General features: G+C 32.6%; 24 protein-coding genes. 17 read left to right on the top strand and 7 right to left on the bottom strand.

What is annotated here, in order from left to right; translation table 11 throughout:
* Positions 1-25: 25 nt before the first annotated feature.
* The 3 genes from WN975_RS09475 to WN975_RS09465 are packed head-to-tail and all read left to right on the top strand — an operon-like array spanning position 26 to position 2,224.
* Positions 26-676, top strand: coding sequence for a flavin reductase (locus WN975_RS09475; RefSeq protein WP_337966320.1), 651 nt, complete (start codon positions 26-28; stop codon positions 674-676).
* A complete protein-coding gene (locus tag WN975_RS09470) occupies positions 673-2,100 on the top strand; it encodes a deoxyribodipyrimidine photo-lyase (RefSeq protein ID WP_337966319.1) in 1,428 nt (475 codons plus the stop codon). The genes WN975_RS09475 and WN975_RS09470 overlap by 4 nt, the downstream gene beginning before the upstream one ends.
* Positions 2,087-2,224: a DUF2256 domain-containing protein gene (locus WN975_RS09465; RefSeq protein WP_337966318.1), complete on the top strand. Its 138-nt coding sequence runs from the start codon at positions 2,087-2,089 to the stop codon at positions 2,222-2,224. The genes WN975_RS09470 and WN975_RS09465 overlap by 14 nt, the downstream gene beginning before the upstream one ends.
* 79 nt (positions 2,225-2,303) lie before the next feature.
* Here WN975_RS09465 and WN975_RS09460 read toward each other — a convergent pair whose 3' ends face one another.
* Complete coding sequence (locus WN975_RS09460) at positions 2,304-2,582, bottom strand: hypothetical protein (protein WP_337966317.1); 279 nt, start codon at positions 2,580-2,582, stop codon at positions 2,304-2,306.
* Between the two features lie 276 nt (positions 2,583-2,858).
* Between WN975_RS09460 and WN975_RS09455 the strand changes: the two genes are divergently transcribed.
* Positions 2,859-3,236: a hypothetical protein gene (locus WN975_RS09455; protein ID WP_337966316.1), complete on the top strand. Its 378-nt coding sequence runs from the start codon at positions 2,859-2,861 to the stop codon at positions 3,234-3,236.
* A gap of 40 nt (positions 3,237-3,276) precedes the next feature.
* Here WN975_RS09455 and hemH read toward each other — a convergent pair whose 3' ends face one another.
* From hemH to WN975_RS09430, 5 genes are all read right to left on the bottom strand, one after another.
* A complete protein-coding gene (gene hemH, locus WN975_RS09450; RefSeq protein ID WP_337966315.1) occupies positions 3,277-4,290 on the bottom strand; it encodes a ferrochelatase in 1,014 nt (337 codons plus the stop codon).
* 129 nt (positions 4,291-4,419) lie between these two features.
* Positions 4,420-5,304 carry an AraC family transcriptional regulator gene (locus tag WN975_RS09445; RefSeq protein ID WP_337966314.1) on the bottom strand — a complete coding sequence of 295 codons (885 nt, stop codon included), beginning with the start codon at positions 5,302-5,304 and terminating at the stop codon, positions 4,420-4,422.
* A gap of 46 nt (positions 5,305-5,350) precedes the next feature.
* Positions 5,351-5,902 (bottom strand): YceI family protein, encoded by a 552-nt coding sequence (locus WN975_RS09440; RefSeq protein ID WP_173972893.1) that lies wholly within the window; start codon positions 5,900-5,902, stop codon positions 5,351-5,353.
* A gap of 53 nt (positions 5,903-5,955) precedes the next feature.
* Entirely contained in the window at positions 5,956-6,495 is a 540-nt protein-coding gene (locus WN975_RS09435) for a YceI family protein (protein ID WP_337966313.1), read from the bottom strand.
* 14 nt (positions 6,496-6,509) lie between these two features.
* Entirely contained in the window at positions 6,510-6,797 is a 288-nt protein-coding gene (locus WN975_RS09430; protein ID WP_202704137.1) for a hypothetical protein, read from the bottom strand.
* 248 nt (positions 6,798-7,045) lie between these two features.
* Between WN975_RS09430 and WN975_RS09425 the strand changes: the two genes are divergently transcribed.
* The 11 genes from WN975_RS09425 (at position 7,046) to WN975_RS09375 (ending at position 22,025) form a co-directional block, all read left to right on the top strand.
* Positions 7,046-7,435: a hypothetical protein gene (locus WN975_RS09425; RefSeq protein ID WP_035625455.1), complete on the top strand. Its 390-nt coding sequence runs from the start codon at positions 7,046-7,048 to the stop codon at positions 7,433-7,435.
* Between the two features lie 27 nt (positions 7,436-7,462).
* A complete protein-coding gene (locus tag WN975_RS09420; RefSeq protein WP_337966312.1) occupies positions 7,463-8,302 on the top strand; it encodes a DUF5777 family beta-barrel protein in 840 nt (279 codons plus the stop codon).
* Positions 8,303-8,430: 128 nt separating this feature from the next.
* A complete protein-coding gene (locus tag WN975_RS09415; protein ID WP_035625451.1) occupies positions 8,431-8,865 on the top strand; it encodes a hypothetical protein in 435 nt (144 codons plus the stop codon).
* 20 nt (positions 8,866-8,885) lie between these two features.
* Positions 8,886-9,479: a hypothetical protein gene (locus WN975_RS09410; RefSeq protein ID WP_035625449.1), complete on the top strand. Its 594-nt coding sequence runs from the start codon at positions 8,886-8,888 to the stop codon at positions 9,477-9,479.
* Positions 9,480-9,737: 258 nt separating this feature from the next.
* Positions 9,738-11,042, top strand: coding sequence for a glutamyl-tRNA reductase (gene hemA, locus WN975_RS09405; protein WP_337966311.1), 1,305 nt, complete (start codon positions 9,738-9,740; stop codon positions 11,040-11,042).
* A 1,834-nt stretch (positions 11,043-12,876) separates the two neighbouring features.
* Positions 12,877-13,434: a sigma-70 family RNA polymerase sigma factor gene (locus tag WN975_RS09400; RefSeq protein ID WP_337966310.1), complete on the top strand. Its 558-nt coding sequence runs from the start codon at positions 12,877-12,879 to the stop codon at positions 13,432-13,434.
* 118 nt (positions 13,435-13,552) lie between these two features.
* Positions 13,553-14,491: a FecR domain-containing protein gene (locus WN975_RS09395; protein ID WP_337966309.1), complete on the top strand. Its 939-nt coding sequence runs from the start codon at positions 13,553-13,555 to the stop codon at positions 14,489-14,491.
* Between the two features lie 120 nt (positions 14,492-14,611).
* Entirely contained in the window at positions 14,612-18,022 is a 3,411-nt protein-coding gene (locus WN975_RS09390) for a SusC/RagA family TonB-linked outer membrane protein (RefSeq protein ID WP_337966308.1), read from the top strand.
* Positions 18,023-18,055: 33 nt separating this feature from the next.
* A complete protein-coding gene (locus WN975_RS09385; protein WP_337966307.1) occupies positions 18,056-19,573 on the top strand; it encodes a SusD/RagB family nutrient-binding outer membrane lipoprotein in 1,518 nt (505 codons plus the stop codon).
* 122 nt (positions 19,574-19,695) lie between these two features.
* Positions 19,696-20,526 carry an endonuclease/exonuclease/phosphatase family protein gene (locus WN975_RS09380; protein ID WP_337966306.1) on the top strand — a complete coding sequence of 277 codons (831 nt, stop codon included), beginning with the start codon at positions 19,696-19,698 and terminating at the stop codon, positions 20,524-20,526.
* Between the two features lie 284 nt (positions 20,527-20,810).
* Positions 20,811-22,025, top strand: a complete 1,215-nt coding sequence (locus WN975_RS09375) for an ATP-binding protein (protein ID WP_337966305.1) — start codon at positions 20,811-20,813, stop codon at positions 22,023-22,025.
* A gap of 417 nt (positions 22,026-22,442) precedes the next feature.
* Here the strand turns inward: WN975_RS09375 and WN975_RS09370 are convergent, their stop codons facing one another.
* A complete protein-coding gene (locus WN975_RS09370; protein WP_337966304.1) occupies positions 22,443-22,682 on the bottom strand; it encodes a hypothetical protein in 240 nt (79 codons plus the stop codon).
* A 648-nt stretch (positions 22,683-23,330) separates the two neighbouring features.
* On the opposite strand from WN975_RS09370, the gene WN975_RS09365 reads away from it, so the two are divergent.
* The gene (locus WN975_RS09365) at positions 23,331-23,744 is read left to right on the top strand and encodes a response regulator (protein WP_078228836.1); all 414 of its coding nucleotides are present in this window, start codon (positions 23,331-23,333) and stop codon (positions 23,742-23,744) included.
* Positions 23,745-24,036: 292 nt separating this feature from the next.
* Positions 24,037-26,985, top strand: a complete 2,949-nt coding sequence (locus WN975_RS09360; protein ID WP_337966303.1) for a PAS domain S-box protein — start codon at positions 24,037-24,039, stop codon at positions 26,983-26,985.
* Positions 26,986-26,987 lie beyond the last annotated feature (2 nt).

Raw genomic sequence — 26,987 nt, 5'->3', positions numbered from 1 at the left:
TGCTTTTTTTAATAAATTTCTACTAATGAAAAACAAAATAAATTTTAAAACCAGTGATCTGGAAAAAATGGAAAAGCAAACAGCCGTGCATTTAATCAATAGTTTAGGCGGTTTTAAAAGTGTGGCATTGGTAGGAACTTCTGATGTACAGGGAAATACTAATTTATCCATTTTTAGTTCTTTTTTTCATATTGGAGCAAATCCTCCATTAATAGGTATGATTTTTCGCCCCAGCCCGCCCGAGCGTGATACCATGAGAAATATTTTAGATACAGGATTCTATACCATTAATCATATCAATGAACAGATCTACAAGCAGGCACATCAGACATCAGCGAGATACAATAAAGAAATTTCAGAATTTGATGCTGCAGGACTCAGTGCGGAATATAAAAATAACTTTCCAGCTCCTTTTGTGCTCGAAAGCAACGTACAGTTAGGCATTAAATTTAAAGAAAAAACAGCCATTTCAATCAATAATACTACTATGATTATCGGGGAAATAGTCCAGATTTTCATACCCGAAGACTGCTTGTCTGAGGATGGTTTCCTCGATTTAGAAAAAGCCAATACTATTACTTGTTCCGGTCTGGACAGCTATCATAAAACCATGCAGTTAGACCGATTAAGCTATGCAAAGCCCGATAAGGAAATTACATCATTGCTTAAAAGTTGAATAAAAAAAAGATAAATATTATGTGGTTCAAACGTGATCTCCGTTTTACAGATCACGAACCTCTTTTTGTGGCGCAGCAGGAAAATATCCCCCTTCTTTTGGTTTATTTTTTTCAACCCTCAATAATGGCTTGCGATGATGCTGATGTCCGTCATTGGCGGTTTGTTTATGAATCCTTACAGGAAATGCAGTCTAAATTAAAATCATTTGCTGCGCAGATTTATTATTTTCATAACGAAGTCCAGACTGTTTTTGAGCACTTATGCAGTCTTTATGATGTTCAAACAGTGTTTTCGCATCAGGAAATTGGCAACAAAGTCACTTTTGACAGGGATATTGCCATGCAGTCTTTTTTTGATGATCATAAAATTCTTTGGAAACAATTCCAGCTCCATGGTGTTATCAGAAAGCTGCGATCAAAACAAGATTGGGATAAGCGCTGGGCAGAAACAATGCGCGCAATTCCTAAAATGATTGACCTGAATACTTTTAAATTTGAAAATTTAGATCCTGATTTTTATCAAAAACTAAAAGGAAGAGTACTTTCGAATGAAATTACAAACCGAAATAAAAATTTTCAACAAGGTGGCGAATATTGGGCCCGGCGATATTTAGAAAGTTTTGCAAAAGAAAGACACGTAAATTACAGCAAACATATTTCCAAACCAGCTTTAAGTCGAAAAGGCTGCAGCCGTTTATCGCCTTATTTAACTTACGGAAACATCAGTATGCGAATGGTGTATCAATATACCAATCAGTTTTATGAAACATCATACAACAAAAGAGCCATGCTAAATTTTGTTTCCAGACTTCACTGGCATTGCCATTTTATGCAAAAATTTGAAAATGACTGTCAAATTGAATTTGAAAATATAAACAAAGATTACGATTCCTTGGTCAAGCCAAAAAACGAAATCTATATAAAAGCCTGGCAGGAAGGTAAAACCGGCGTTCCTATTGTTGATGCCTGCATGCGATGTTTAGTCCAGACAGGTTATGTCAACTTTAGAATGCGGGCCATGCTGGTTTCCTTTTTCACATTCAATTTGTGGCAGGACTGGCGGGACCTTCATTTCTTGGCAAGACAGTTTTTAGATTATGAACCCGGAATTCATTATCCGCAGATTCAGATGCAGGCCGGTACAACAACAGGCAATACCATTAGAATTTATAATCCCGTAAAAAATTCACAGCAGCACGATTCAGAGGGCATATTTATAAAGAAATGGCTACCTGAGCTGGCTGAAATTCCACCACAATTAATTCATGAACCATGGAAATTAAATCTTATTGAGCAGCAATTTTACAAATGCGAAATAGGTAGAGATTATCCAGAGCCTATAGTTGACATAGAACAAACTCGAAAATACGCCAGTGATATTGTTTGGAGTTTTAGAAATAAACAAAAAAATGAGAGGAGTTAAAAAACAAAACCTGCCCACTAAAATCTGCATTGTTTGCCAGAGACCATTTGCGTGGAGAAAAAAATGGGAAAAAATCTGGGACGAAGTGAAATATTGCAGTGATAAATGCAGAATAAGAAGATAAATGATATTTATACTGGTACTAGTTCTTTAACAAAGGTATTAATGGGTAATATATTTAGAAAGTCAAAAAAGACTGTTTATCAATTTAGAAAGCTTTTGCTTCTTATATTTATTAGTCCCTTAATAGTTATAATGCTTGCATCTGTAGCTGAATCTAAAATAATAAGACCTTCACTATCTAGCATTATTAATGCATCTAAGACTTTTGCCTGATTTGACCTTTGGATAAAAATCTCTTGTAGGGATTCATTCAAACCAGGAATAACCATACTGGTTAAATCTTCAAAAGGGCAAGTTTTTTCAGGGCTTTGTGCCAGTATATTAAGAATGATTTCAGAAATATTAAACTTGTTATACATAAAATAGTTTTACTTAAAATTATGCAAAATAATTCTATTTTAAAACTTAAAAAAGTTACCAAGATAATTAGTGCAGAATTAGAATATTAAACAAAATTACTTTCCAGAGTAAATATTTACTTTTTAAAATTTTTTTTTTAATTCTCAAAATCAATTAATAACAAAACATCGAAATAAAAAGTGGGGAATTTAGAATCTAATTGATGTTAGATGCACTTATGTAAGAAAAGTCGTTTTAAATGTTATACTTTTAACTAACTTTATTAATCGTAAATTATGGATCAGGATATTATATTAGATAAGTTAAAAAAAGCGAAGCAAGAACTTATTTTTAATCACGAAGAATTGGAAAGATGTACTAAAGATTTAAAAATTGCCAATGTAAATTTGAATATCAGAGAAAAAGAAAAGGAGTTGAACATGGAAGAATTTAACAGTGGTTTAGAGCAGATGATGTTTGCAATTTCTCACAAGGTTAGAAAGTCCGTTGCCAATATCCTGGGTCTTTCAAAATTGTTGTGTGAAGATGTAAATCTTGGAAATAATGAGTTGAGAGAAATTTTACTTTTGATTATTCAATCTGCCGAATCACTAAATGCTTCGACAGAAGAATTATCGAAGTTCATTTGTAAAAAGAGGCGAACGGATATATGAATGATGGGAGGTCCAATATCTCGATATTGCTATTTTAGTATTATTCAGCCCAGTCATTAATCCAGTTACCAACAGTCTGGCACCACTGGTCGTCGTCATTCAAACAAGGAACGGCCAAGAAATTTTCTCCTCCATTTTTCTCAAAATCTTCTCTGGCACGCATGGCGATTTCTTCGAGCGTTTCTAAACAATCCGAAACGAAAGCCGGTGTTACCACAGCCAGATTTTTAATTCCTTTTGCCGGCATTTTATCAATTTCAATATCGGTATAAGGCTCCAGCCATTTATCTCCAGCCAATCGGGACTGGAAAGTTAAGCTGTATTTATCTTCTGGGAGACCTAATAATTTTACTACTTGTTTTGTCGTTTCATAACATTGATGACGATAACAGAAATCATGCGCTGGTGAAGGTGTGTTACAGCAAGAACCGTCAATTTTGCAATGCGATTTGGTTACATCGGTTTTTCGTATATGACGTTCTGGAATTCCGTGATACGAAAACAATAAATGATCGTATGGAAATCCAGCTAAATGTTTCTGAATTGAATCTGCCAGATTTTTGATATAATCCGGTTTGTTGTAAAAAGCAGCAACATTGGTAAAAGTCATCTGTGGAAATTTCTTCTTTCTGATTTCCTCTGCCTTTACTAAAATGGTTAGAGTAGAAGCCATTGCATATTGCGGATACAGTGGGAAAAGCATTACTTCGCTAACGCCTTTATCGTGTAACTCCTGGAGTCCTTTCTCGATGGTCATGCTTCCGTAGCGCATTGCCAGTGCAACCGGTACATTTACCAATGTTTGTACTTTCTTCTGCATTCTTTCTGAAAGCACTACAAGGGGCGAACCTTCGTCCCACCAGATTTTTGTATAAGCATGTGCCGATTCTTTGGGTCTTTTTCTTAAGATGATGCCTCGGACTAATAAAGCTCTCAATAAATACGGAACATCGATCACGTATTTATCCATTAAAAATTCATCTAAATACGGCTTTACATCTTTTGGTGTTGGACTTTCGGGAGATCCCAAATTTACTATTAATACGCCTTTCATTATTTTTTTGCTTTTTACTTAAGCTTTAAGCTTTAAGCTTTAAGTATTTGTTGTTTGAATTTTTTCTAAAAGTAGCATTTGCTGCCATTTAGAAATATGAGTAATATTATTTTTTATTTATACTGCAATTTACAAAATCGATACTGTTTTAAAATTGGTATTAATCGACATCAGATATTTTTTTGGAGTTGTGGCAAATTTTTTCTTGAATCCCGCAATGAAGTGGCTTCCGGTGCTGTAACCTATTTTTAAGCCCACTTCATTTACATTGTAGCAGCCGCTGTCAAGCAGTTTTCTGGCGCAATCCATTTTGTAATCAAACAGAAAACCATAGACAGTATCACCGTATATTTGTTTGAAACCTATTTTTAGTTTTTTCATATTAAGGCCAATTTCATCTGCCAATTCCTGTAAACCAGGGGGTTCATTCATATTTGCAATAATAATTTCTTTGGCTTTTCTGATTTTCAAAACATTGTCCTGATCAATTAAAAACGGACAATGTTGTGCACTTGGATTCTCAGACCTGTTAAAATACAAACTCAGCAGTTCATATCCTTTTCCTTTGTAATAAAGGTTTTTTATAGAAGGATGAAAGTTATAATGAAACAGCTGGCTTAAAACAATTGCCATCGGGGGATTGATATTTGCTTCAGTAGAATACTTTTGGTTGTTATTATCAGCACTTAATAAAGTAATATAATCTGCTTGAGTAGAAAACAGCGCGTGAAATTTCTTAATCGAGACGATAATAGAAATCACCCATGAATTTGGAGCAAGTTCTAAATGAAGTGATGTCTGCTTTTTAGGATTATACAAAAGCAGGGATTTTTCCTCTTTCAATTCTAAAGTATAACTACCCTGACTGAACAAAAATTTGCTATTGCCTTTCAGTCCGAAATGAAACTGAATCATATCACTTCCCAGCTCACGGTTGGCAAAAAAAGGCTCTGAACTGTCATTCTGAAAGCGTATAAGGGTAAAGTCGTCTTCAATTTTTGTTTCTTCCTCCATTTTTTTTGATATAATGAATAATTGACTTTTTAAGTTTTTTTGGTAGTTATTGTCTGTTTGCTCCTAATACTGCTGCAACTTGAATGTTTATTTTATTAGAAACTTTGCTTTTAACAAGGCTTGGTATTGCAATATTAAAATCACTGGCATTTACACTAAAATCAGATAAAATACTAACTCCTGATATTGATTTGCTTATCCTTGCTGTGGTGCTTACATCCTTAGATTTTCCGTGAAGTTCCAATTTACCCTTAATGATAAAATCTTTAGGATTTACCGTTAGGCTCTGAAGATCAAATCCTTCTATTTTTCCTTTAAAGACTGCTTTTGGATAGCGGTCACTTTCAATATAATTTTCATTGAAATGTTCTTCCATCAAAGCGACTTTAAATCGAAATCCTTTCATTAAGGCTAAACTTGCAATTTCGCCCGTTGCAGGATTCAGGACAAAAGTAACATTAGTATTTGTGGCCTTGACTTCTTCAAAAGAAGCAACGGATGCTTCAAAAGTAATTTTTCCTGATTTACTGATCATTTTTTCTTGTGAGAGGCCAATAGCGCAGACATATAGCATTGCAATGAGTATGTTTTTTTTCATAGTTTTTTGGCTTTACATTGTTTTTAGTGGATAAGATTTATCTGGTTTAGCACTTATTTTAAAACCGCAATAATTTGAACTTTTACCCTATCGTCCAGTTTATACTTAATAAGCGATGGGATAGGGATGCTAAAATCACTGGCATTTACGGCGAAATCAGAAATGATGGTGATTCGCGACCCCGTCTTGGTAATTTTTGCAGCGGCTTTTATATCTTTAGATTTACCGTGAAGTTCTAACTTCCCTTTTATAATATAATCTTTATAATCTTCTGTTAGACTTTTAATGTCGAACCCCTCAATTTGGCCTCTAAAAACGGCTTTTGGATACTTATCGGTTTCCATGTAATTTTCATTAAAATGTTCTTCCATCAAAGCCATTTCAAATTGGAATCCTTTCATTAAAGCAAGGCTTGCCACTTCTCCTGTTGCGGGATTTAAAACAAAAGTTACATTGCTGTTAGTTCCTGCAACCGGTTGAAAAGAAGGTACTGAAGCTTCAAGGGTTATTGCTGCAGATTTAGTTACTGTTTTTTCTTGCGAAAAAACAATAAAAGAAGCCAATAGCATTGGCATTATTATGATTTTCCTCATGATCTTGTTCTAGATTATTTTTCTAATAATCCATCCTGATTCCATTTATTTATAATATCTATAGTGGTTTGAGGTAATCTTGGTCCGCCCTGTGGCATTAAGGAACTATCTCCATTTTCTAAAGAAATTCGTGTAAGCAATCCTCGATTTAAAACTGCATTTTTCACCTGATCATAAGTAACTAAGGACATAGGCGCTCCATTTTTAGGAACTGCTGCATGGCATACAACACAGTTATTATCAATAATAGATTTTACATTTTGGCTGTACGTTGCCAGACCATTAATGGGTGTGGGGTCCATTAAGGTGCTTGGATCATCGTTGGCGCAGCTTACAAAGATTGAAGCTAATGATGAGATAACGAAAAGTGTTTTTAGATTCATAAGATTGGTTTTTAGTTATAAATAAAGGCATGATTTTAAGAATCATCAGGCATTTCAAAATCATATACGTTGAAAAGAATAATACAGATTTAACAAAAGGCATATTTAATGGTTTAAATCCAATAGGTATTTTTTAACGTAGATAATCCAAATACTAAAAAACAGTTATGAGAAAAAAAATACTAACTACAATTTCCCTTTTTATAATAATCGGAATTTTGTCTTTCTTCTACATCTACAAAGGGCATAGGGATATAGAATCAGAAACTGCCGATTATGTTGTAACCGTTAACGAACTGGAAAGAGAGTTTGCTTCAAACGATAGTCTGGCTTACATCAAATATCAGGACAAAACAATTGAATTATCTGCACCAGTAACAAGTATTGATAAAGCTGGTAATGGAATTGTTATGAGCGAAAAAATATTTGTGACATTCAAAAACCGTTTGCCTCAAAATATTACATCCGGGAAAACTCTCAAGATTAAAGGGCGTTTTTTAGGATATGACGAATTGCTCCAGGAATTTAAAATAGACCAATCTTCAGTTGTACACTAATACAAATAACAATTTAAAACTAACCTCATGAAAAACTTTATTCTATTATTTTTTTTATTTCCGCTGTTAAGCTTCTCCCAAAACGATTTGCTCTCTGGAGTAGAAACTCCTTCTACAAAAGAAAAAGTGACATCTGCATTCAAAGCCTTAAAAATCGTTAATCTTGAGTCTACAAAATTGGCCGCAAAAGGTGATTTGTATTTTGTTGTTGCACACCGATTCGGATCCATTAAAGATGGTTTTGAAGGTTTCTACGGACTGGATAATGCCAATACACAAATTAAATTTATTTACGGTTTGACAAATGGACTTAATGTAAGTGCGGCCAGAAGTGAATTTGCATATGACTTTGCAACAAAGTATATGCTATTACCTCAAATAAAAGATGGTTTTCCCGTCACTATAGCCGGGTTCAATAGTTTGTCTATTAATAACACGTTAAAAGAAAGCTTGTACCCTAAACTTGAATTTAAAGACAGGCTTACTTATGTAGCACAGCTGCTGATTTCCAGAAAATTTTCTGAAAAGCTGTCTTTAGAAATTGTGCCGTCATTCTTTCACCAGAATTTTGTTGACGACGTTGACCAAAGCAATACTCAATATGCTATAGGTTTTGGAGGAAGATATAAATTCGCCAAACGCTGGTCTTTAAATATGGATTATGCAGCGCATTTAAACAGGGCACCGAATTCTCTTTATAAAAACCCGCTGTCTATCGGTTTTGATTTAGAAACCGGCGGGCATGTTTTCCAGATGCATTTTACCAGTTCACAGGCAATTGATGAAGCTGGATATCTGGGAAGAACAACAGGCGATTGGAGAAAAGGAGATATATTTTTTGGATTTAATCTTGCCAGAGTTTTCTAGTATCGCCTTTATAATTAAATTATTAGGTAATTTCTGTATTTAAAACGATTCTAAATTGATCAATTTGCAAGTATTTCTAAAACCGCAGCGATTAAGTAGACGTAGATAATTTTAAAAACATAAAAATTATGAAAATTAATAAAATAATCAAAAAGGGACTTTTTATACTAAGCGGAATATTTGGGCTATTTATTGCCATTTTGCTTTTTCACATTATAACAGTAAAACCACCCGTTTATGATACGCCAAATCTGCAGGTAAGCAGAATCGATTTTCAATCAGATATCGATTCTCTGCAGGCCAGACAAATCTGTGCCGATTTAAGAAGTATAAAAGGCCTGACATCTGACTCTATTATCGTTAAAAGAAATGTTGTGGTGTATTTCCACAATAATAAAATTACAAACTCACAGAAAGTTTTCAATGAGTTGATGTCTAAAAGACACTATGATGCTAAGCGTTATATTCTACCTGCAAATTTAGCAAACAAAGAAGTCTGCCCAATGAATCAAAATAGCTTGAGTTATAAATTATCTCAAAAAATAAATCGTTTTTTTAATTAACCCTTTAATACCTTAAATTTATGAAAATTTATTCAAAACTTACACTTAGTGTATTGCTTGCTGCATCTGCAGCTATGATTTCCTGCAGCAGTAATGACGACGAAACCCCTGCACCTCCTGTAAAGGCATCAATTTATGAACGCTTAGGCGGGACTAAAATGGTTTCTGATCCTGATAATTCCGGCCAGATGATTGAGCAGGGACGTTTGAGTTTCCGCAAAGTGGTAAATTCAACTATCGGATTGATTGTTGCTGATATCCAATCGAATGCTTCAGGGAATCTGCAGGCACATTTTGCTCCTTTATTAGCAGAAACGGGAACTACCCAGTCTACCAATATTGCTAAATTATCAGATAATCTGACTGATTTCTTTTCATTTAACACTGGAGGTACCAATGCTGTAAATACATATTCAGGCTTGAGTATGTCAGCGGCGCATGATCCTGCAAAAAACCCTCGTATGGGAACAAAATCCAGCAGTGCAGATTATACAAAATTTGAAGGATATGTTGGAGCTGCAGCCAATGCAAATGGTGTTGCTTCAAATACAGAGCTTTATACTGATATAGTTGCTGTTTTAGAATCATTGAGAACTCCTATAGTTCAAAAATAATTTTCTTCTCAAAACACGCTGCCTGAAAAAGGCAGCGTTTTATATTTCAATACTATTACAGTGCCGGATTCTTTACAATATTATAGAATCAGTATATAAATATTTTGAAACTCTCATGTAATGTATAATGGCAGGAAATTATATAAAATTGCCAATTTGAATCAATTTATTCCACAGCGATATATTAAGTCCTTCTAGCGTTGTTATATATAAATTAGTCAGTAATAATTTTTTGAACTTTTTAAGGAAAGCATAAATATGGAAAATTTTAATATGTCCAGTTCCACCACTTTTTACGCATTAGGGCTAAGCTATAAGAAAGCAGATGCAGAAATTAGAGGAAAATTTAGTTTAGATACTCAAGCACAATCTGATTTATTGATGCAGGCCAAAGCAGAAGGCATAGAATCATTGATTGTGACTTCTACTTGTAATAGAACTGAAGTTTATGGTTTTGCCCATCATCCTTATGAACTCATCAAATTGCTTTGCGAAAATAGCAATGGTTCTGTTGAAGAGTTTCAGCAGGCTGCTTATATATATAAGAATGAAGAAGCTGTCAATCATATGTTTAGGGTAGGGACAGGCTTAGACAGTCAGATTCTGGGCGATTTTGAAATTATCAGCCAGATAAAAATCGCTTTTAATCATAGTAAACAAGAAGGTTTGGTAAACACTTTTCTGGACCGTTTGGTAAATACTGTTATCCAAGCGAGCAAAAAAGTTAAAACAGAAACTAAAATTTCTTCTGGCGCAACATCCGTTTCTTTTGCATCAGTGCAGTATATTATCCGAAATGTAGCTGATATTGGAAATAAAAATATTTTGTTATTCGGAACAGGAAAAATAGGAAGAAATACTTGCGAAAACTTAGTAAAACATACTAAAAACAGCCATATCGCTCTTATAAACAGAACAAAAAATAAGGCCGAATTATTGGCTGGAAAACTGAATGTTATTGTAAAAGATTACGACGATTTGAAAGAAGAACTGCAGCAGGCAGATGTGCTGGTTGTAGCTACAGGAGCACAAAACCCGACTATTGACAAAACATCGCTTAATTTACAGAAACCCTTATTGATTCTGGACTTATCCATTCCACGTAATGTAAATACTAATGTAGAAGAAGTACCCAGTGTAACTTTAATACATCTGGATTATTTATCTCAAATTACTGATGACACGCTGGAAAGAAGAAAACAGCATATTCCAGCTGCAGAAGCTATTATTGACGATATGAAATTAGAACTAAATACATGGGTAAACGGTCGAAAATGTGCACCAACCATCCATGCATTGAAAGCGAAACTAAATGATATTGTATCGGCTGAATTTGCTTTTCAAAAAAAGAAAACAACCAATTTTGATGATCTTCAGATTGATTTAATCAGTTCCAGAATTATTCAAAAATTAACAAACCATTTTGCAGTCCACTTAAAAAATGAAAATACTTCCTTGGATGAAAAGATCGAGTTTATTGAAAAAGTGTTCCAAATTGGACAGTTTACGCAAAAAATAAGCCTTTCACCAGTAGAAGAAAAATATAAAATTAACCTGTCATAAAAATTCTAAAATAATAGGCCTTAATTCTGGAATTTTAAAAGTATAACTTTCTAAAGATAATGTTGATTTAGCGGCACTGAAAATGATGCCCAAATTTTTCTAAATGATCACACAGCTTGTTCTGGGAAAATTATTGATAGTGGAAGAAGTTTAAGTATCTAAAAATTTTAATCTAAAGAAAATGTATTATGATAATATACCAGATGTATTGATGGTTAATTATTCTATCTAACATTTAAAGAAAATCATAGATTTATAGTAATATCGCATAAAAATTAAAACGGCCGTTCGGGCTGTTTTTTTATTTTACAATGTCTTAAATCGAAAAAAAATGGTTCTGTCGCATTAGGATAACTTTATCTTTATAATTTTAAACCTAGCGAAAAATGAATACCGAAGTTCATTGTTATCCTCAGTCAATTATTCGGCTGGCAGTATATTTTAAAGTTAGGTTTACTTTAAGTTATCGGGATATTGAAGAAATAATAAAGATAAGGGCTGTGATTGTGGTTTATGCTAGGATCCAACATTGCGCTTATGCCGATTTAAATGCACGCAATAGCTATTTTCGGACATTTAGGGATCTTTGTTTTGCTGTCGAAAAAATAAAGTTTTTCTCTTTTTGATTGTACAAAAGCCGGGAGCGTTCTGCAGGGCTTGAGTAATCGAGTATTGAGTTAATCAGGCGTTAAGAGTTGTTGGCGGAATTTATTTTGGAGTGGTGAGCATCGTCAATTGTATATAATATTATTTTTTAGGTTTATTATTATTATTATTATTATTATTATTTGGATTTCTTCCCGCTTTAGGTTCCAATCTTTTGCGCAGAACACTGGCACAAAAAGATTTTCACTGTTATCAGGGCTAAGGGCCGCCTAAAGGTCCTATTTTATCTTTTGAAAACTGCATATTCGAAGCCAATTGTTGTATTTTTTGTAAATTATCACTTTTTTTAATATCATACGCTGCAATTCTCTTAAAGCTATTAGTACTTTCGGCAAAGAATAAATGAAGAATCTAAACATTGGAACGTACCTTTCAGAACTACTAAATACGCAACTTTTAATACTGATGCAATAAAATATAGCATAGTGCTGCTCTTTAGACTAATAAATTTATAAAGTATAATAAAAAAGGCGTCAATTGTCTTCAATTGGCGCCTTTTGGCAGTGTGGTGACAGGAACGGGATAAATTTCAACAAAATTTATGGAGGTTTGAAGTGATTAGCTTACTATATTTAGTGTCTTTCTTCCATTGGCTTTATGAATTTGGTTTGGATGTTCCGTTGGGGATTGATGTAAAAATTCATGAGCTTAAATTATTTAATTGTCTTTTCACTTAGTTTTAATTGTAGTTCCTTTAACAGTACTTCATTTATACTTTTTAAAAACTTAAGATTTCTTAATATAAATATTTTTTTTAAAATGACTCTAACTTATCGAATGGAATTAATTCAATTTTGTGATCCAAATCTGAGTGTCCAGCATCTTTAATACAATAAAGTGCAGTCATAAAAGTATATAACAAAAAAGTCATTCTCAAAGATTAAAATCCATATGCCTAGAAAGATTCAGGAGGTTAGATCATGGATAACTATGTTTACATCATTCTGTAAATTAATAGTTTAATTTTAAAATTACTTAAAGGCTTATATTTTATGCTTACAGATTCTATAGAACTTATTATTATAACATTTGACCTCTTTATCAAGATCATTTTTAAGTTATCAAGCCTGTTTTCTGATTTATTAAAAATTTAATAAAAATATCATATTGATAAATAGTAAAGTTAGGTAAGGGCCATATAGTTTTGCATTAAACTAAAACTAATATAGTGAACGCAGAATACAATACTTTTTTAGACAAAAAACCTGTTTTCAATAAAGTTTACCAGCAGAACTGGAAAGCTTTATATGCTTTTGCTTTTAATATTTTGCGTGATAAAGAATCAGCAGAAGATATTATTCAGGAAATATTTATTGATTTTTGGATCAGAATGAATGATACTGAAATTCAAAGTTACACTGCATATTTATTTCAGGCAGTTCGAAACCAATGCGCTAAAAGGTTTATATATAAGAAACTAACAGCTTTTGAATTACAAGTGTTAGAAGAATCTATACAATTGATAGAGGAACAGGAATTTGCTGAATTTCCAAAAGAGCAGTTAGCTGAGCTAGTCAGAGAAAAGGCAGATGAAATTTTACCCCCAAAGTGCCTTGACATCTTTACTCTTAGGTTTTATGAAAATATGAGTATTAAAGATATTGCTGAACTTAAAAACATATCGGTAAGTACGGTCGAAAATCAAATCAATAAGGCTTTAAAAATGTTAAAGACAGAAAATGATTACTACATTAAATTATTAGCCATCCTTATTTTTTGTTCTTAGTTAGAGTTCTTTTCAAGCTTTTTGTTAAGAATGTTAACAAATTGTAATGCTTTAAAAATTTTATAGGTGCTGCCTGCTTTTCGTGTACTATATAATAAAGACCTTATTTGATAGTCATATGCAAAAACAGTACAAGCATCTTTTTAAAAGATACAGTGAAGAGAAATCTTTTGAAAAGGAAAAAAAAATAGTAAACACTTATTTTAACAAAATTCAGGATAACGGTATTACCAAGGATGATATTGATAATGTTTTGGGAGATCGTATTTTGCTTAAAATAGAAGAGCGTTTAGAAAGAAAAAAGAAAGCCTATTATTATGGAATTTCGGCATCTGTTGCGGCGGTTATACTTTTAGGATGCTTGCTGTTTACTTTTAATTCTATTTTTAAAAAGAATCATTTTATTACTGTTGCTGCCCAATTTGGCGAGCAAAAAAATGTGAGATTACCTGATTCCTCCATGGTTTATTTAAATTCGGGAAGCAGTATAGTTTATCCGGAGCACTTTGGAGAAGATTCCAGGGAAATTACTTTAAAAGGAGAAGCTTATTTTGAAGTTGTACACAAAGAAAAACATCCCTTTATCATTTCTTCAGGCCATTTAAAAACACAGGTTCTTGGGACCAGATTTATTGTGACCAATTATGAAAAAGGTGTTGCTTCGGTAACGGTTGTTTCGGGAAAGGTAAAAGTTACAGATCAGCACTGCTCTAAATCTGAAATTATTACTAAAAATCAGAGGGTGACTTATGATGATATTTCGGGGTCTCTTATAAGATCCAATACTATAGAATCATCAAATTACCTGGCATGGAAACAAGGAAGAATCTTTTTTGATCACGCCCCGATAGATCAGGTATTGCTAACACTTCAAAGGAAATACAATGTAGTACTGAAATTGGATTCAAAACTGTATCAATGCAATACTATTAGTGGAAATTTCTCAGGCAATGACATCGAAAAAATCTTAAGCAGTATTCGTTTTATCAATGATATGGAATATAGCACAACTCAGAATAACACTATAAAAATTAAACTAAAACCCTGTAAAAACTAGCGCCTATGCAAAACTGAAAAACTACTCAAAAAAACATAAAAAAAACCCGAACATGGCGGCCACCAATCATCGGGTCACATTAATTGCAAATAATTAACATAAAACAAATATATTCAAATTATGTATCTTGTAAGAAATAAAAACAATAATAAAAAGAACATACTTTTCTTTTTTTTGGTTACACTATGGACACAAGTGACTTTTGCCTCAGCATTCACCTCGCAAAGCACAGAATCTACTCCAGTATCAATTTCAAAAAATGTTTATGAACTCAAAGCATTATTTAAAGCTATTGAAAGTCAAACTGATTTTTCGCTTCTTTATTCCGATGAGGTTGCAAAACTTAAAACTCAGGTTCCTGTTAGCTCTGGAACACAAACAATAGCATTATTACTTAAGGAAGCTGCTGTTAAATTTAACGTTGCTTATCAAATAAATGATGGTTTGATTACTTTTAAAATAAATAGTCCTGTTAAAGGTAAAAAGGCAGTAAATGTCGCAAAGCAAATAAAAATCTCAGGGACAGTTACCGATAATTTAGGTAACCCTATTCCGGGAGCTACAATTCTCATTGAAGGAACATCAATAGGCGCGCAAACAGATTTAGACGGAAAATACAGCATTGAGGCTCAGGAAGGAGAAATACTAGTTTTTGTTTATATGGGATTTAAGACCGTTAAACAAAAAGTTGAAAAAGAAAGGATAATCAATATTACCCTTGAAGAGGAAGCTGAAGCACTAAACGAGTTAGTAATTACTGCCTTAGGAATTAAACGAGAAGAAAAGGCTCTTGGATATGCTGTACAAAAAGTCGAGGGATCTTCCATGCAAACGGTAAAAGGAGTAGATGTTGCAACCTCATTAACTGGTAAGGTATCAGGTTTACTTGTGAAAAACAGTACTGAATTTGCAGAAGCCCCTACTGTTGAAATTCGAGGTGAAAGTGCCTTATTGGTTATTGATGGAGTGCCTTATGGAAACATGACTCTCAGGGACATTCCTGCTGATGATATCGAATCTTTGAGTGTACTCAAAGGAGCAACTGCATCAGCTTTGTATGGCTATCGTGGTGCCAGCGGTGCTATAGTTGTAACAACCAAAAAAGGAAGCTCTAAAAAAGGCCTTACCGTATCACTAAATAGCAGTACAATGTTTACAGCGGGTTATCTGGCAATTCCTGAAACCCAAACAACTTTTGGAAGACAGATAGACGCTACCACCAATATGTATAAAGGAACAGGCTCTTGGGGAGTACCAATGCAGGGGCAAGAAGTTGTTCAGTGGGATCCGGTTAGTAAATCCTATAAATCGATGCCTTATTTACCAATAGGAAAGGATAATTTTAAAAACTTTCTGCATCAGGGTTATATTTTAAATAACAACTTAAGTGTAACACAGCAAGGAGAATTCGGGAATCTTAGATCATCTGCAACCTGGGTTAACAACAAAGGACAATATCCAAATTCTCAATATGATAAATATACCTATTCATTAGCAGGAGACATTAGTTTAGATAAATTCAAATTATCCTCGTCAATATCGATAAATAAGCAAAGTTCACCAAATATTGGATTTAATGGTTATAAGGGCTATGATCCAATGTATAATATTCTGGTTTGGTCATCTCCGGATTACGACATACGAAAATATAAAGATTATTGGCTTGTAAAAAATGAGTCGCAAAATAACAGTTATACCGGTACAAATAATAATCCTTACTTTGACAGATTTGAAAGATTACACAGTTTAGATCGAAATGTTTTTAACGGTTTTGTTTCGGCAAGTTATCAAATAGCTCCCTGGCTTAATGCTACTGTCAGAACTGGTTTTGATACCTATAATAATAAGCAGACTGTTAGGATTTCAAAAGGATCTCTGGTTGGTGCGGGTACCTCTACAGTTATTCTTAACGGGACTGAGATTTGGGGAGAATCTTTAAAAGGATCTTATAATGAAGGTTTAGGAAGTGGTTATAGCTCTAATACTGATTTTATCTTAACTGGAAATAAAAAAATTAATGATTTTGATATTGAGGGTCTTTTTGGAGGAACTATTTATTATACACAGGATGAAGGTATTGAGGCCAGAACCCAGGGAGGACTTTCTGTTCCGGGTTTCTATTCTTTAAAATCTTCTGTTACTAATGCTGTTGTAAACTCTTCTCTTTACAAAAGACAGGTAAACAGTTTTTATGGAAGACTGGCCGTATCATGGAAAGCAATGGCTTTTCTTGAAGGTACTTTACGAAAGGACTGGAGTTCGACACTTCCTGAATCTACACGTTCTTATCTTTATCCATCTGTTTCAGGCAGTTTTTTAGTCTCAGAAGTTTTGCCAAAATTTGATTGGTTATCCTTATGGAAACTTCGAGATTCCTGGACATCATCTAAAACCCCGGCAGGAGTTTATGATGTTAATTCGGTTTACAATATTACAACCAATGCATGGGGAGGTTTAAACTCGGCTTCTTATCCTGATGTTATACGTGGAAACCAGGTTAGACCCGAATCAGCAAGTACTTGGGAAATGGGAACAACTGCAAGTTTGTTCAAAAAACGTTTGTCATTTGATTTTACCTATTATTCAAAGAGAATGTACGACTTTTTAACGGCAACAAATGTTAGCAGTGCTTCAGGTTTTAGCTCAAATTATATTAATATAGATCAGGAAATTACCCGTAGAGGAGTTGAGCTTACACTAAACTTTACCCCAATAAAAACAGCTGACTGGCAATGGGATGTAATGGCAAACTGGTCTAAATATGCTCGCTATTACACCAAGCTGGACAAAGAATTTTCGGCCGACAGGCCTTGGGTGAAAGTAGGAAACAGAGTTGATGCATTTGTTTTAAATGATTTCCAGAAAAGTGCCGATGGAGCTGTTATTTATGAGAATGGATTACCGGTCTATTCTGCTTATGAATCCGTTTATGGATATGGTGATCCTGATTGGATTTGGGGGCTGACATCTTCACTTCGTTATAAAAATCTTACTTTGAATATTTCTGTTGATGGTCGAGTAGGAGGTTTGGCACAAACTACAACCGAAATGTATATGTGGCAGTCTGGAAACCATCCTGACTCTGTAAATGATATTCGTTATAAAGATATTACCACAGGTACAAGCAATTATATTGGAGATGGGGTAAAAGTAATTTCAGGTGCAGTAACTTATAATGCGTATGGAAATATTACCAGTGATACCAGACAATATGCTTCAAATGACGTTCCTGTTACTTATGAGAATTATGTAAAAAGAATTCATAAGGGTACAGCCTGGGGAGGTAATCCATCTCCTGGAGATACTTACAGCACTACTTTTTTGAAATTAAGAGAAGTCTCACTTACTTATAATGTTCCTAAGTCAGTATATCGTTTTATAAAAGCAAAAAATGCTACCGTATCAGCAATAGGTCAAAATTTATTCCTTTGGGCAAAAGATTTTAAATATTCTGATCCAGATGGAGGAGTTGATAATTTTAGCGATCCCTCACAACGTTTTGTAGGTTGTAATATTAAGCTTGAATTCTAAATTGAAAAGTAAACATAATTTAAAATTATTGATATGAAAAAAATAATCGTTGCAATTACAGGTATACTAATGTTTTCCAGCTGTAGTAATTTTGATGAAATCAATACCAACCCTAATACGCCTACCGGGGTAAGTGCTTCACTATTAGCTACAAATATAATTCTGAGTATTGCTAAATATCAAGGTACTGATTCAAAAGAATTTATTGCTGAGAATGCTTTGCCAAAATATGTTGGTTATGCAAATGAGGGACAATTAGGAACTCAATATAACTTCATAGCAAATTCAAGTTTTAACAAAATGACCATTTTGCCTGATATTGATAAAATGTTACTGGCTGCAAAAGGCAACCCAGCCGAAAACTCATATAAAGGGGTAGGTCATTTTATAAGAGCATATACTTTTTATCTTCTCACTATGAAGATGGGAGATATTCCATACAGTGAAGCAAATCTTGGGACGCAGGGAAATTACAAACCAAAATACGACTCTCAAAAAGAGGTTTTTATGGGGATTCTTAGTGAATTGGAGCAAGCACGTATTGATTTTTCACAAGGGATAGTCTTTGATGGTGATCCGACCATTTTTAAAGGAAATCCCGAAAGATGGAGGAGAGCCTGCAATGCATTTGAACTTAAAGTTCTAATGACTCTCAGTGCAAAAGAGAGTGATGCTGATTTAAAAATTAAAGAGAAATTTGCCAATATTGTTAATGAAAATATACTTCTTAAAGATGATTCTGATTATTTTGGCTTAGAGTATAATACAGTAAACCTTCATCCATTATACAGTACAAATGATATGTTTACCGGAAGAACTATTTTAAGTGATATTGTAGTGGATAATCTTAAAAGACTAAATGATAAACGATTGTTTTATTTTGCAGAACCCTCAGCAGATCAAATTGCAAAAGGATTAGCTCAAAACAGTTTTATGGCTTATACAGGTGTAAAAACTTCATTAGATTATGGACTAATGAATGCCAATTATTCAGCGGGTAAATATTCTAAAATAAACCTGAGATACCAAACCAAACAAAATAGTGATCCAAGAAGACTCCTTACATATGCTGAGCAGGAATTGATTTTGGCTGAAGCGCGTATCAAAGGCTGGATTACTACATCAAGTGCGCAGCTTTATTATGAAAACGGAGTTAAAGCTGCCTTAAAAAATGTTATGAGTACAGATGCTTCTTTTGCACATGGAAATCCTATTGCACAAAATGATATTGATACTTATTTTACCGGTGAGGCAGCATTTGCTGCTGATGCAGATACTCAATTAAAGCAAGTTTGGATCCAGCGGTATCTGCTGAATTTTTTAGTTGATGCAGAAACTTCTTATTTTGAATATAGAAGAAATAAATACCCGGATTTTAATATTGACCCAACAACGAACTTAAATGTTAAAAGCCTTGGTAGTATGCCAGTGAGATATTTATATCCTTCTTCAGAATTGAATTATAACAGTCAAAAGTTGATGGAGGCCTTAAACCGTCAATTTGGAGGTTATGATGAAATTAATAAAACAATGTGGCTTTTAGCAAATTAGCAAAAAGACCATATTGATTAGTTTTGTTTTTTTTAACGCTGCTCTTTATAATTAGAGCAGCGTTTTTATTGGCAAATAATAGAAAATAATAATTCAATTCAATACAGAATAAAAATAAAGTTATGAGAAGAGTAAAATTTTTGATAGTGATTCTTTTGGCCATGCAAATCAATGGACAGAATTTAAAAATAATGACTTACAATATTCGTGTAGACCTAGCAGTTGATGGGGATAATGACTGGAGCCACCGCAAAGATTTTTTTACATCCCAAATTCAGTTTTATCAGCCCGATGTATTTGGAATTCAGGAAGCGGCACCAAATCAGGTAAATGATATTGCAAGTAACCTTGCTCAATATAGTTTTGTTGGTATAGGAAGAGAAGGTGTTGGAAAAGGGGAATCCTCTACTATTTTTTATAATAGAGATCGTTTAAAAATGCTTTTAAATAAAACATTTTGGCTTTCAGAAACACCCGGTGAAATTTCTTTGGGTTGGGATGCGGCATATAAAAGAGTTTGCACCTATGCTTTGTTTAAAGATCTAAAAACCAAGCAGCTTTTCTGGATTTTCAATACCCATTTAGATCATGTTGGTGAACAGGCAAAAATTAATGGTATAAAACTTATTCTTGCTAAAATTAAAGAAGTGAATAATAAAAATTATTCGGTCATTTTTACTGGAGATTTAAATTCAGAGCCTGAATCAGAGGGCATTTTTCTTCTAAAGAAAGAAATGAAAGATACCAGAGAAGTTTCAAAAACACTACCTTTTGGTCCTTCTGGAACTTTTAACGGTTTTAAGCACAATGAACCCGTAACACGATTGCTGGATTATATTTTGATATCTAAAGATACTGGTTTTAAAGTAGAAAAATTTGCTGTTTTAAGTGATTCAAAAGACTTAAAATATCCATCCGACCATTTGCCTGCTTATGTAGAATTGAGTTATTGAAGGAATATATATCCGATTAAATAGAAAACCTTTTGATAATTTGTAAGAAAAAAACTAATATATTTAAAGTAGGATTAGGGTAAACGGGATAGTAAGAACAAAATGAAGCCTCATTTTGATACAAACAAATTCGCTTTGAACAAGATTGAATTTTATATGTAGGCTAGTTTTAAAATAATTAGGTATATTATTAAGGAAAATTAGTTATTTTTATCGTTAAAAGAAATAGAACTTCCTTACATAATTACGTTTGGTATAATAGAAAAAAATAAAAATTCAGTTATATGCACAAACCTGAAATACCAGATAACGAGCATCTTCGTTTCGAAGCCTTAGATGCTTATAAAATACTAGATACATTGCCTGAAGATGAGTATGATGCCTTAACCAAAATAGCAGCACAAATTTGTGGTACACCCATCGCATTGGTCACTTTAGTTGATCATAATCGACAATGGTTCAAATCGCATCATGGTTTAAATGCAACCGAAACTCCAAGGGATTTTGCTTTTTGTGCACATGCAATAAACACACCGGATGAATTATTTATTATTCCGGATGCCACTAAAGACGAAAGGTTTCATGATAATCCGTTAACAATTAATGACCCAAACGTAGTGTTTTATGCAGGCGCTCCGTTAAATACCAAAGACGGTTATTCTTTAGGGACGCTTTGTGTTATTGATACAAAACCAAGAGAAGGTCTTACAGAGAACCAACAAGAATCATTAAAGGCATTGGCCAATCAAGTGATTTCGCAATTTGAACTTCGTAAAAAAAATAGATTTTTAGAAGATTTGAATGATGAAATTATTAAAAAAAATGTGCAGTTGGACCAATTTGCTTATCGGCTTACTCATGATTTAAAAGTACCAATACGAGGTATAAATTCATTATTAATTTTTATAAAAGAAGATTATAAAACACTCCTTGAAGACACAGAATTAGAAGCTTGCATCGATTTAATTTATTCTCGAAATGAATACATGGATTTCTTAATTAATGGAATCTTAGAATATACAAAAGTTAGTAACGATCAAATTTGTTTTGAAGATTTTAATGTCGAAAGCACTATTCAATATATAGTTAATAATGGTGCTTTACATATTCCGACTCATATAAATTTTAGGAATTGCGATACCTTTATAAGGCATTCAAAAATAGGTTTTGTTCAAATTATTCAAAATCTTTTATCAAATACAACGAAACATACCGACAAAGAAGAATGTAATGTTTGGATTTCACTAACAGAAAATGAAACTAATTATTCTTTTGTTTATGAAGATGATGGGCCAGGTATACCAGAAAAATATTGGTTAAAAGTATTTGAGTTGTTTGAAACAGTTAACTCAAAATATGGTAAAAATGCCGGTATTGGCTTGTCAACAATAAAAGCCATAGTAGATCGAGTAGTGGGTACTATTTATTTGAAGAATAGAGAAGATAATAAAAAAGGTGCTTGCTTTTGTTTTGTTTTACCAAAAGAGTATAACTGTTAATTTTTGACGGAAGATTTTATCAGCCTACAACAAGCATTTTACTTTTTCTTTTAATAAAAGTAGTATCGAAAATTTGTTTGTGAAGCAAGAAAATAGCACTTCACTAGAATTACATCGCCTTTTAATGATTTTAATTTGGATAAAAGCTCAGAGCTTTTTGGGCAAAAAAGGCGGTAATATTTTTTGGTACTTAGCAACTCTTTTTTGAAGGTGTAGGCAATTTCAAAATTGATTTTTAAAAGCGCAAAGTACAACAATAAATGGCAATGTAATTCTGGAAGTAACTGCAATAGTGGAACAATATTGGCGCAAACAGGGTAATGGCAGTGACAAAAATGAAACAAAAATTAGTTTTAGTTTGTCATTTTTCAAATAACTTATAAAAAATTCTTTGCTTGATACTATAACTTATGGTAACTAATACCGTTTTTGAAATGTATCGAATAAAATTTTCTTTTTTAAACGGTTATTAACAATTTGAAGTGTTATTCCGATTAATGAAATGGCTAAAAAAATTATAATCAAAGTGTTTGCTTCGATAGGGATCTTTGGCTCTAGGTTTTTTCCAATAGTTATAATAATCATGGAGAATACTAAATAGTGCTCAGATTTGATTCCAATAGGAATTGTGTTTGCTAAAGTAATTGCTGTTTTCATTTTTCAGTGGTATTTGAATGAAACTTCATTTCTTGTTAATAAATAGTTTTAATTTTGAGTGTTTACTAAATCGAATAGATTATCTATCGAAGTTGCAATCACTGCTGACATTGTTAAATTGTTTTTGGAAATAATTATTTTATTAATTTTTATTTTGATTTTTTTTGTTCCTTAATTCTGACACAAATCTAAGACGATTATAAGAATTGTTTTTTGTTTTTTCGATGAATAGCAGTTTGCTGTCGATCAATAATCAATATTTATGTCTGAATTACAGTTGATTATGATTTTGTGTCGATAAATTAATATTAAAAATGGAAATCGTCCTTTTTTTTGTTTTTTTTAATATTCAGTTTACTTATTATATAGTTACAGACGTTCTACTTATATATAAGAAATTTTAAAAATCAGATGCAATGGCTATTCGATAAAAATTAGATTGAAGTATTAGGATCCCTTTTTAGATTTCGTTTTTACTGGCTTCCGGATATTTTTTATGAATGAATTACATATAAAATACCATTCGTCGACACTTTTTTTGCAGTTGTCTACACTTTATTATGAATTAACTAAAAAAGACTCTTGCTTTAAAAGGAATAAATACCTTTGAAGTTGAATAAGTATGCATCAAACTTTAAAATTAATAAAATGGCAAAATCGTTGAATATACTATTAATAGAAGATGATGCAATTGAAGTAATGAAATTCAATAGAGTACTAAAAAGTTTAGAACTCAATCATCGCATCATTGAAGCAAATAATGGAGAAGAAGCAGTTGATGTATTAAAAAGGAAAGAAATAATACCAGATGTTATTATTTTAGACCTTAATATGCCTAAACTAAACGGTATCGAGTTTTTATCTATCTTAAAAGCAGATGATGTATTAAAATATATACCAGCAATTATCTTAACTACTTCTAACAATCATAGAGACGTGATGGAGTGTTATAAAATAGGTATTGCGGGCTACATTTTAAAGCCTTTGAAATATGAGGATTATGTAGATAGGATAAAAAAAATACTAGATTATTGGAGCACGAATGAATTAATTTCTCAGTAAAAATAAGTAGCGTTATTTTTTGAATCTAGTACTAGAGATAAGAATTAAAGCTTTAAAATATTTTTTGTTTTTTATGTCATAAACAAATTGAAAACCACTTGAGATTTAAAACATTTGTAGTGTAAGAAAAAAGTAGTACTTTACGTTACAATTCTAAAAGAGTTGAATAGCTGGAATTTGAGTTGGGTTTAGCAGTAGTCTTATCTACTTTTCGTAATCAAAAACATTCGAAATAATAGAATGTATTCAGATGCCGTATTCATGAAATTTTTAAAACTAAGGAGGTAACAACATGGAAAATTCTCAATTTCATTTTGATAGTGAAACATTCAATAGGATTTTCCCTTTTTATGTTTTACTAGACCACAACTTACTTATTCAAGACCGAGGTGAAGGTTTAATCAAAGTGCTTCCGGACTTAAAATGCAGAGGATATTTCCTGAGATCATTTACAATTACCAATCCATTTATCGAAGAGCTAAATGTTGACAATTTTTATAAAGTTACCAATCAATTAGTTATAATAGAATCTGTTAAAGATAAAATTTCGCTTCGAGGACAATTTGAAAACTATGAAAATGGCTATTTATTTATAGGTAGCCTATCGCATACTTCCTTGAATTATTTTGAAGAAAAAAAAATCTCTCTTTATGATTTCGCTCACTACGATGCAGCATTACAAAATTCTTTGAATACAATACATCAGCAAGAAAATCAATTAAAAGAAGCCAATAAGAAAATTGTTGATATTGCTCTTTTTACTACTCAAAGTCCAGATCCATTAATTCGCATTGATTTTGAGGGTCATCTATTAAAAATGAATCCAGCAGCCGAAGATTTAAAAAATCTTATATTTCAGGGAATTGATTATGAAATTGAGGATTTTTTAAAATTTATCATTCATCAAATTGATAAGAGAAAAGAAAGATGGATGTTTGAGGCGGAGAATAATGGTAAGTGCTATTCTTTTGTTTGTAAAAGTCTGCAACAAGAGGGCTGTGTAAATATCTATGGACGTGATATTACAGAACAAAAAAGAAATCAAGAAGAGCTAAATAAGTTGTCCTTGGTAGCAAAAACGAATAAAAACGGCATTGTATTCACTTATCCGGATGGAAAGATATTTTGGTGTAATGATGCATATCTTAAATTGACAGGATATGAGAACGATGAAATCATTGGTAAAACACCTGTTGAAGTAGGTTCGGACGCTCTATCGAATAAAGAGGAGATTCACAGAATGATCAATGCATTTTACGAGGGAAATACTTTTGAAGTAGAAATTTTGCATGCTAAAAAAAACGGTGGCACTTTTTGGTCTAAAACAGTGGGACAACCCATTTTTGATTCCTCCAAAAAGGTGATTCAATATTTTGCAATGATTGAGGATATTTCTGAAGATAAACAAAAAGAAGAACAAGTTTTATTACTTTCCTCGATAGCAGATAAAAATATTAGTGCAGTCATTATTTGCGACAGTGAAGGTAAAATTGAGTGGGCCAATAGTAGTTTTACCACAATGACTGGCTACTCCAAGGAAGAATTGATTGGTAAGAGTCCTGGTCGTTTATTACAAGGTGAAGCAACCAATCCAAAAACGATTGCTTATTTAAAGAATCAAATAAAACAAGGACTTCCTTTTACTTGTGAGATCTTAAATTATACAAAATATAAAAAGAAATACTGGGTTAGAGTACAAGGACAGGCGCTTCATAACAAACAAGGAGAGGTGATTAAATATTTTGCTATCGAAGAAAATATAAGCCAAGAAAAAGAGTTCAATCAACAGCTTATAGATTCTGAGAATCGTTTAACGTCATTAATAACCAATCTTCAATCAGGCATTTTACTAGAAGATGAGGATAGAAAGGTGCTAATTGCCAATAAAAGGTTTTGTAATTTATTCGATTTTAAAGGAGAACCAGAAGAGATGATAGGTTTTGATTCTAAAATGGCTACTGAAGAAAATAAACACTTTTTTAAAAGACCAGATGAATTTATTGAAAGGGTAGAAGAAATTTTAAGAAATAAAAAAAACGTCTTTTCTGAAGAAATTGAATTGGCCGATGGACGCGTTTACGAAAGGAGTTTTATTCCGATAGCCAAAGGCAAGAAAAATGATGGTCATTTATGGAGTTTTGAAGATATTACCATCAAGAAAAAGTACAAAGAAAGTCTAGAAGCAGAAAAAGAAAAATATAGAAATATTATTGCCAATATGAATATGGGTTTATTGGAAGTGGATATGGATGACGTAATACAATTAGCCAATCAGTCTTTTTGTGATATGAGTGGTTTCTCTTTAATTGATTTGTTAGGCAACAATGCATCTGAAATTTTGTTGCATCCTGAGGATAAAAAATTAGTAAATTTTAAAAATAAAGAACGGGTTAAAGGTAAGTCAGATTCGTATGAAGTTACTTCTATCAATAAAAAAGGAGAAACAAGATATTGGTTAATTAGCGGCGCTCCAAATTATAATGTAAATGGTGAAGTAATTGGTTCGATAGTTATACATTTAGACATAACTCGACAAAAGAGCCTGGAATTGCAAAAAGAAGAATTACTTAAAAAATTAGAAAAACAGAACGAGCAGCTCAATGATTATGCTCAAATTGTATCGCATGATTTAAAGTCACCACTACAGAGCATACATTCTTTAGTTACATGGATTAAAGAAGATAATGAAAAAGAGTTTAATGCGCAAACGAGTCAATATCTTGATATGATTGAAGACAAAGTCGAGAAAATGGATCATTTGATTGAAGGAATTCTAACTTATTCTAAAGTAGATGATATTGAGATGATTACTGAGAATATTAATTTGAATGTTGAAATCAATAAAATAATTGATATTATTCATATACCTAAGAATATTGAAGTTATAGTAAAAAACGAACTACCGACAATCAAAGCTGAGCGATTTAGAATGCAACAGTTGTTTCTAAATATCATCAGCAATGCGGTGAATTATATTGATAAGCCTCTCGGAATTATTCAAATAAGTTTTGAAGAGGAAAAAAAGCATTATATTTTTGCTATTAAGGATAATGGTCCTGGAATTGCTACAGAGAATCAGGAAAAAATTTTTAAAATATTTCAGTCTTTTACATCTAATAAAAAATCAACAGGTATTGGATTGTCTATAGTAAAAAAAATAGTCGAGAATTACAAAGGAAACATTTGGATAGAAAGTGAACTGACTAAAGGTACAACCTTCTTTATTAAATTACCAAAATAGAA

Source organism: uncultured Flavobacterium sp. (assembly GCF_951805225.1).
Lineage (GTDB): Bacteria > Bacteroidota > Bacteroidia > Flavobacteriales > Flavobacteriaceae > Flavobacterium.
The sequence above is the reverse complement of the archived record's forward strand: the minus strand, read 5'-3'. Positions and strand labels throughout refer to the sequence as shown.

What these genes read in the sequence shown, in the direction of transcription:
- WN975_RS09475 (WP_337966320.1), top strand. Translation starts at nt 26, where the DNA reads ATGAAAAACAAAATAAATTTTAAAACCAGTGATCTGGAAAAAATGGAA.
- WN975_RS09465 (WP_337966318.1), top strand. Translation starts at nt 2,087, where the DNA reads ATGAGAGGAGTTAAAAAACAAAACCTGCCCACTAAAATCTGCATTGTT.
- WN975_RS09460 (WP_337966317.1), bottom strand. Translation starts at nt 2,582, where the DNA reads ATGTATAACAAGTTTAATATTTCTGAAATCATTCTTAATATACTGGCA.
- WN975_RS09455 (WP_337966316.1), top strand. Translation starts at nt 2,859, where the DNA reads ATGGATCAGGATATTATATTAGATAAGTTAAAAAAAGCGAAGCAAGAA.
- hemH (WP_337966315.1), bottom strand. Translation starts at nt 4,290, where the DNA reads ATGAAAGGCGTATTAATAGTAAATTTGGGATCTCCCGAAAGTCCAACA.
- WN975_RS09445 (WP_337966314.1), bottom strand. Translation starts at nt 5,304, where the DNA reads ATGGAGGAAGAAACAAAAATTGAAGACGACTTTACCCTTATACGCTTT.
- WN975_RS09440 (WP_173972893.1), bottom strand. Translation starts at nt 5,902, where the DNA reads ATGAAAAAAAACATACTCATTGCAATGCTATATGTCTGCGCTATTGGC.
- WN975_RS09435 (WP_337966313.1), bottom strand. Translation starts at nt 6,495, where the DNA reads ATGAGGAAAATCATAATAATGCCAATGCTATTGGCTTCTTTTATTGTT.
- WN975_RS09430 (WP_202704137.1), bottom strand. Translation starts at nt 6,797, where the DNA reads ATGGACCCCACACCCATTAATGGTCTGGCAACGTACAGCCAAAATGTA.
- WN975_RS09425 (WP_035625455.1), top strand. Translation starts at nt 7,046, where the DNA reads ATGAGAAAAAAAATACTAACTACAATTTCCCTTTTTATAATAATCGGA.
- WN975_RS09420 (WP_337966312.1), top strand. Translation starts at nt 7,463, where the DNA reads ATGAAAAACTTTATTCTATTATTTTTTTTATTTCCGCTGTTAAGCTTC.
- WN975_RS09415 (WP_035625451.1), top strand. Translation starts at nt 8,431, where the DNA reads ATGAAAATTAATAAAATAATCAAAAAGGGACTTTTTATACTAAGCGGA.
- WN975_RS09410 (WP_035625449.1), top strand. Translation starts at nt 8,886, where the DNA reads ATGAAAATTTATTCAAAACTTACACTTAGTGTATTGCTTGCTGCATCT.
- hemA (WP_337966311.1), top strand. Translation starts at nt 9,738, where the DNA reads ATGGAAAATTTTAATATGTCCAGTTCCACCACTTTTTACGCATTAGGG.
- WN975_RS09395 (WP_337966309.1), top strand. Translation starts at nt 13,553, where the DNA reads ATGCAAAAACAGTACAAGCATCTTTTTAAAAGATACAGTGAAGAGAAA.
- WN975_RS09390 (WP_337966308.1), top strand. Translation starts at nt 14,612, where the DNA reads ATGTATCTTGTAAGAAATAAAAACAATAATAAAAAGAACATACTTTTC.
- WN975_RS09385 (WP_337966307.1), top strand. Translation starts at nt 18,056, where the DNA reads ATGAAAAAAATAATCGTTGCAATTACAGGTATACTAATGTTTTCCAGC.
- WN975_RS09380 (WP_337966306.1), top strand. Translation starts at nt 19,696, where the DNA reads ATGAGAAGAGTAAAATTTTTGATAGTGATTCTTTTGGCCATGCAAATC.
- WN975_RS09375 (WP_337966305.1), top strand. Translation starts at nt 20,811, where the DNA reads ATGCACAAACCTGAAATACCAGATAACGAGCATCTTCGTTTCGAAGCC.
- WN975_RS09370 (WP_337966304.1), bottom strand. Translation starts at nt 22,682, where the DNA reads ATGAAAACAGCAATTACTTTAGCAAACACAATTCCTATTGGAATCAAA.
- WN975_RS09365 (WP_078228836.1), top strand. Translation starts at nt 23,331, where the DNA reads ATGGCAAAATCGTTGAATATACTATTAATAGAAGATGATGCAATTGAA.
- WN975_RS09360 (WP_337966303.1), top strand. Translation starts at nt 24,037, where the DNA reads ATGGAAAATTCTCAATTTCATTTTGATAGTGAAACATTCAATAGGATT.